General features: G+C 40.1%; 10 protein-coding genes and 2 pseudogenes. 11 read left to right on the top strand and 1 reads right to left on the bottom strand.

Annotated elements, in window-relative coordinates; genetic code table 11:
- Positions 1-263: 263 nt before the first annotated feature.
- The 11 genes and pseudogenes from IM509_RS10415 (at position 264) to IM509_RS10465 (ending at position 5,845) form a co-directional block, all read left to right on the top strand.
- Positions 264-929, top strand: a complete 666-nt coding sequence (locus IM509_RS10415; RefSeq protein ID WP_185237949.1) for a DUF3782 domain-containing protein — start codon at positions 264-266, stop codon at positions 927-929.
- A gap of 154 nt (positions 930-1,083) precedes the next feature.
- Positions 1,084-1,530 (top strand): hypothetical protein, encoded by a 447-nt coding sequence (locus tag IM509_RS10420; protein ID WP_185237948.1) that lies wholly within the window; start codon positions 1,084-1,086, stop codon positions 1,528-1,530.
- Positions 1,531-1,569: 39 nt separating this feature from the next.
- A pseudogene (locus IM509_RS10425) lies at positions 1,570-3,636 on the top strand (tetratricopeptide repeat protein); the annotation flags it as partial.
- A 44-nt stretch (positions 3,637-3,680) separates the two neighbouring features.
- Positions 3,681-3,908 (top strand): type II toxin-antitoxin system Phd/YefM family antitoxin, encoded by a 228-nt coding sequence (locus tag IM509_RS10430; protein ID WP_185237947.1) that lies wholly within the window; start codon positions 3,681-3,683, stop codon positions 3,906-3,908.
- Complete coding sequence (locus IM509_RS10435) at positions 3,905-4,039, top strand: hypothetical protein (protein WP_002753982.1); 135 nt, start codon at positions 3,905-3,907, stop codon at positions 4,037-4,039. Before IM509_RS10430 ends, IM509_RS10435 begins: the two co-directional genes overlap by 4 nt.
- Before the next feature lie 13 nt (positions 4,040-4,052).
- Positions 4,053-4,256 (top strand): RelB antitoxin-like protein, encoded by a 204-nt coding sequence (locus tag IM509_RS10440; RefSeq protein ID WP_002732229.1) that lies wholly within the window; start codon positions 4,053-4,055, stop codon positions 4,254-4,256.
- On the top strand, positions 4,253-4,522 hold the full coding sequence (locus tag IM509_RS10445; RefSeq protein WP_110579680.1) for a type II toxin-antitoxin system RelE family toxin: 270 nt from the start codon (positions 4,253-4,255) through the stop codon (positions 4,520-4,522). Before IM509_RS10440 ends, IM509_RS10445 begins: the two co-directional genes overlap by 4 nt.
- Positions 4,523-4,569: 47 nt before the next feature.
- The gene (locus IM509_RS10450; protein WP_002767949.1) at positions 4,570-4,854 is read left to right on the top strand and encodes a DUF2442 domain-containing protein; all 285 of its coding nucleotides are present in this window, start codon (positions 4,570-4,572) and stop codon (positions 4,852-4,854) included.
- A 19-nt stretch (positions 4,855-4,873) separates the two neighbouring features.
- A complete protein-coding gene (locus tag IM509_RS10455) occupies positions 4,874-5,092 on the top strand; it encodes a DUF2283 domain-containing protein (protein ID WP_004162961.1) in 219 nt (72 codons plus the stop codon).
- 108 nt (positions 5,093-5,200) lie between these two features.
- Positions 5,201-5,503, top strand: a complete 303-nt coding sequence (locus IM509_RS10460; RefSeq protein WP_002795644.1) for a DUF433 domain-containing protein — start codon at positions 5,201-5,203, stop codon at positions 5,501-5,503.
- On the top strand, positions 5,504-5,845 hold the full coding sequence (locus tag IM509_RS10465; protein ID WP_185237946.1) for a DUF5615 family PIN-like protein: 342 nt from the start codon (positions 5,504-5,506) through the stop codon (positions 5,843-5,845). It begins immediately after the preceding gene.
- Here the strand turns inward: IM509_RS10465 and IM509_RS10470 are convergent.
- Positions 5,832-5,964 (bottom strand): annotated as a pseudogene (locus IM509_RS10470) (IS630 family transposase); the annotation flags it as partial. The gene IM509_RS10465 and the pseudogene IM509_RS10470 overlap by 14 nt on opposite strands.

Raw genomic sequence — 5,964 nt, forward strand, 5'->3', positions numbered from 1 at the left:
CTTTCAGCTTTTGGGCAGTTTTGATATAAAGGGCTTTCAGACTATCGGTTAGTTGAATCAGGGATGCTGGTTTCATGCGAGTTCCTCACTCTGAGGATTTTCCCGTTATTATAGGATCAATCATTCTCTGTAATTCTCTAAACGGGAATCTAGACCGGAAGCGATCGGTTTACTAAGATCGGGGCTAAATTCCCCATAAACTGGCACATTCGGCCGAGTTGCTAGAATAGGATCGGCTTTGCTCAAATAGACAAGAACACGCCATGTCAGAAGCTATTACGATCGCCGATATTTACAAACTGTTTGAAAGAACCGAGGCTCAATTTGCCGAGTTCCAAAAAGAAGCCGAGCGCCGCAATGTTGAAGCCGAGCGCCGTAGTGCTGAAGCGGACCGCCGCAATGCTGAAGCTGAACAACGAAATGCTGAGGCTGATCGCCGCAGTGCTGAAGCCGATCGCACGATGGAAGAATTGAAAAAGCAGGTACAGGCCACCACCGAAGCCGTCAATAACTTAACCACCCGTTGGGGGCGTTTTGTCGAAGAAATGGTAGAGCCGGCGGTTGTGCAGTTATTTCAAGAACGGGGGATTGATGTCACCCAAACCATGAGTCGCTTAAAAAGTAAACGTCCCGGGGCAGCGATGGAAATTGATATTCTGGCGGTGAATGGCAGTGAGTTAGTGGCGGTGGAGTGTAAATCTCGACTCTCGAAGGATGATGTAGATGACTTTCTCGATCGATTACAGCGATTTAAGTTAGCCTTTCCCCAATTTCGAGACTTTCAGGTTTATGGTGCAGTAGCGGGGATTGAAATCGATCAGGGGATAGATAGTTATGCTTATCGGCGCGGTTTATTTGTGATGAAGCAATCAGGAGAAACGGTTAAAATCATCAACGATGTTCAGTTTCAGCCTGTGGGTTTTGCTTAACTAACAATGGGCGTATTAAAATTAGTTATTCCTTTGGAATCGAGAACAATCAAATAAATGCGATCACCGATTCATTGATACGGCGGTTTAAGCAAACGTTATTCTTTTTTGGGAAAAACTGTATCATTAGAAAAAAATCAAGAGGTTTTTGTTGATGGAACCACTCTTAGTGACTTTGATAACTTGGGCCACGAATATTGCTCCCTTGGCTGGTGCTGCTATTGCCACAGGTTTTTTAGGCAAGACTGGGGAAAATCTTAACGATTCCTTATTGGCGACACTGCAACGCAAATTTCCTACCTCGCCAACCTTAAAGTTATTAACCGCAGGCAAAGCACCTGAAGTTGAGCAAGCCGTCATTGACTTGGAACCTGTATTAGCTGATTCGGAAGTTACAGAATTATTAACGGAAATGCGGGCGTTGATGAGCAGTAACCAGGAATTAGCCGCTAAGTTAGCGGCAACGGAAAAACAGATCCGCAATACTCAAATTAACAAGGATCAATCCCAGGGTTATCAATTCAACAAAAATGTTGAAGCTAAATTTTTGGGGGGAAACCATAACCATTACTATCCCAGTGACAATAACAAAGAGCATTAGCTGGAGTCGTCTGGTAGGGAACAGACAAAGTTAGCCCCAACGCAATCAGCAACCCTAAATACCACACCTCCGCCAGTAGATGAATGGCAGGGACGACAGGATGAAATCAAGGAACTACAAACCGCCCTCAGCAATGACAAAGTACGCTTAATCGGGATAACCGCCGCAGGAGGCTATGGGAAATCGGCTTTAGCGGTGAAGTTCAAAGAGAAGTTAAACCCTCATTGGCGGGTGTTATGGGTTAGTTTTAGGGAGCGTTATTCAGTAGCGCAATTTGGCCGCTGGTTATTAGAAAATTTGGAGCAACCCTACGATGAAAAATGGAACGATGAGACGTTAATTCAGCAGATGATACGGGGACTGATTACCTCACCTTGTCTGTTGATTCTCGACAACTTAGAAACAGTAGTTCAGACGGCGGTACATTCAGTTTATGGGCAATTTTTGAGCCGTTGGTTGTGGTTGGGAAACCAGAGTAAAATCCTGATTACCAGTCGGGAACAGCCGAGTTTTGTAGCCAATTTAACGCGGCGTTGTCATTGGTTGCGCCTGGGGGGATTAGCAGAAGCGGACGCAATCCAGTTGGTGAGGGTCAATTACGGTTTGACAGGAACTAATCAAGAATTAGCCGAATTTGTCCACAAGATGGGACGACATCCTCTCTTAATGCAACTGGTTTGTAGTTGGATGAGTGATGAATTTGGAGAAGGGGTTTCTGTCACCGAGTCGCAAAATTTGGGCTTAAATATGTTTGATGTGGAGGGTTATCACCGCGACACGGAAACCTGTGTCAGAGAAGTGATTACCGCCAGTTTAGCGCGATTATCGAAAGAGTTTAGGGAGAGTTTAACGCGGTTGTCGGTACTGCGGGAGAATTTTGATGACAGGTTAGCCCAGGGGTTAATTCCAGCAATAACTGAGGAAGATTTACGCTATTTAGCTCGTTTATCTTTATTACAAGAATTTCCCCCCGAATACAATGTAAAACCGCGACAGTTTCAGTTTTTGCCTTTAATTTCAATGGTGGTGCAAGATCAAGCAAATCCTGAAATATTGCGATCCGCCCATCAATTAGCCTTAGATTATTATTTAGCTCATTTACCTGTCCCTCCCTGGGAATCCTTGGAAGATTTGAAGGAATATTTAGAGGCGTTTCACCATGCAGGGGAATTGGGAGAATGGCAGTTAGCTTACGATATTTTGAATGAGGATCGAGGAGGAGAAGAGAAAGATAAATCGGTTAATAGTTTTTTAGATTTACAAGGATTTTATCGTAAGCAAGCAGATCATTATGAACAGGTGATTGCAGGGAGTCAACGGGAACAAGTTTGTTATCGTAACTCGTTAAGTTATTTGGGAAGTTGTTATTGTTCCTTGGGACAGTACGAAAAAGCGATCACCTATCACCGGCAATGTCTCGACATCAGTAAGAAAATAGAAGATTGGCAAGGGGTGGCAACTTCTCTATGTGGTTTAGGCATTTGTTATAAGTCCTTGGGGCAGTATGAAAAAGCAATTTCCTATCACCAGAAATTTCACGACATCAGTGAAGCAATGAGCGATTGGAAAGGGGTGGCAATTTCTCTCGGGAATTTAGGCAATTGTTATTATGACCTAGTACAGTATGAAAAAGCGATCGCCCTCAACCAGAAAGATCACAACATCAGTAAGGAAATCAGTAATCGGCAGGGGGTGGCAAGGTCTTTAGGCAATCTGGGAGTTTGTTATGACTCGTTAGGGGAGCATGAAAAGGCGATCTCCCACTTCCAGCAATTTCACGACATCAGTGACGAAATTGGCGATCGGCGAGGGGTGGCATTTTCTTTATATAACATGGGTGAAGCATTGATTAAACTAGAACAATACAGCGAAGCAGAAAGCAAAATTCAAGCATCCTTAGTTATTTCCCAAGAGATTAATTTTAAATATTTAACCGCCCATAATTTAAGAGTTCTTGCCGAAATCGCCCACCAAACTAATCGCCCTGAACTTGCCCTCAGTCATTGCCAACAAGCACTTGAATTATGCCAAGAATTGGGGATTCCCTTGGTTAAAAATTGTGAGGAACTGTTAGGGCAAATTCAGGCTACGTTAGAGAATAATTAAGGTAAATTATTATCTCAACAATCAATATTTAACTGAACAAAGCTATGATAAAACTAACTTTAAACGAAGCCCAAAGTCAACTTTCTGACCTCCTTAAAGCTGCCTCAAAAGGTGAACAAGTTATTATCCAGAATCATGAAGGTCAAGACTTTCAACTCATTTCTCTTCCTACTACTGTTAAACATCCCCAATATGGCAGCGCAAAAGGCATCGTTAAAATGCTTGACAATTTTGATGATCCCATCGAAGAATTTGAGAACTATATGCCATGAAAATTTTAATGGATACCCACGCCTTTTTATGGTTTATCGAAGGTGATAATAATCTTAGTGATGCTGCCCGTTCTCTGATCGAAAATAATCAATATCAAATTAGAAGGGGATTAGAAACCCAAGCAAAATGAGGAACAATTAATTATGAACATCAAAGATTATCCCTTTGCTCAAGACTTGATTACGGATAATCAAGGTCAGATACAGCAAGTTATCATTAATTTTGAAGATTATCAACAAATAATAGAAACCTATGAAGATACTGGACTCTATCGCGCCATGATAGACGTTAAAGATGAAACTCCCTTAACTTTGGAGGAAGCTTTAATTGAATTAGAAAAAGAATGAAAATCAACTATCTTCCTACTTTTATCAAGGATCTTAAAGATTTAAAAAGTACCTCCTCTTACTCAGTCATCAAAAACCTTGTCTTTACTGATATTTTAGCAGTTAAGCAGCTAAGCGAAATTAACAACCTTAAAAAATTAAAAGGAGAATATAATGCCTATCGTATCCGAATTGGTGACTATAGAATTGGTTTTTTTATTGAAGAAGATACAATTACATTTGCTCGTGTTCTTCATCGTCGAGAATTCTATCGTTACTTCCCCTAATATTTCGCCAGATTGAGAACCAGTTAAATAGAATAAACGGATAAACCATGCTAAAAGATATTATTGAAGTGAAACCTCTAAATAATTATCAACTTTATCTTAAATTTGAAGATAATCAAGAGGGGATTATTAATCTTGAAGAAATTATCGAGTTTGTTGGCATTTTTCAACCGCTCAAAGACTTAGACTTTTTTAAAACTGTCAAAATTAATCCTGATTGGGGAACAATTTATTGGGAAAATGGGGCTGATTTAGACCCCGATGTTCTTTATTCTCTCATCACGAATCAATCTCTTAACGACTTAGAAAAAGATGACTTACAACTTATTTAAAGTACAGGAATTTTAAGCCATGAAAATCACCTACTTTCAAGATACGGACACTCTATATTTAGAGTTCAATAACAATCCCATTGTCGAGACTCAAGAAATCAATGAAAATACCTTGGTAGATCTTGATAAAAATGGGAACATTTGTGCAATCACCTTGGAACAGGCCAGAAGCTTAACGGCTCTGAATGCTTTTTCCCTCGAAACTATTGTCGCGCCTCAATTAGCTTCAAGTTTATAAGAGTTGTCATAATAAAATTATTCTATAAACCTTGACGTGATATAATATATATAACATTTGGGCGCAGATTCCTTGTGACCCTATAATCGGACAAATTCGTTATTATCAATGACAACAACTTTAATCAATCACATTGAAATTACCCCAGAAACTTGTGGCGGTAAACCGCGCATCGCAGGTCATCGCATCAAAGTCCAAGATGTCGTTATTTGGCACGAACGCCTGGGAATGTCACCCGATGAAATTGTTTATCATTATCCCAGCATTACTTTAGCTGATGTTTACGCGGCCCTTTCTTACTATCACGATCACCTTGAAGAAATTAGACAACAAATCACAGATGATGATACCTTTGCCAAGGAAATGCAAGCTAAAACACCTTCTCTAGTCCAAGAAAAACTAAAAAAATGAATGGGCAATAAAATTAAATTTCACCTTGATGAAAATGTAAGCTATAACATTGCTCTTGGATTGCGCCAGCGAGGCCTTGATGTTACTACCACTCCAGAAGAAAATTTATTGGGGGTATCTGATGAAATACAATTGCAATTTGCCTTAGCCAATGGTCGCGTGATTTTTACTCAAGATACTGATTTTTTAAGAATCAATCAATCATCTATAACTCATGCAGGAATTGCTTACTGTCCCCAACAAAGTAAATCTATTGGTCAAATAATTCGAGGACTACTCTTAATCTGGGAAATTCTTGAACCAGAAGAAATGTATAATCACATATACTTTAGACGTTCATAATCTGAGATTTATTAAACTTCTGAAATCGTAGAGTCAGCAAGGAATCCAGTTCTTTTTTATGTTTCAGATGGGCATCATTCAGACATTCATAAATAGCTGAAGAAAAGTCAGAAAAGTTC

Source organism: Microcystis sp. M31BS1 (assembly GCF_020245285.1).
Lineage (GTDB): Bacteria > Cyanobacteriota > Cyanobacteriia > Cyanobacteriales > Microcystaceae > Microcystis > Microcystis panniformis.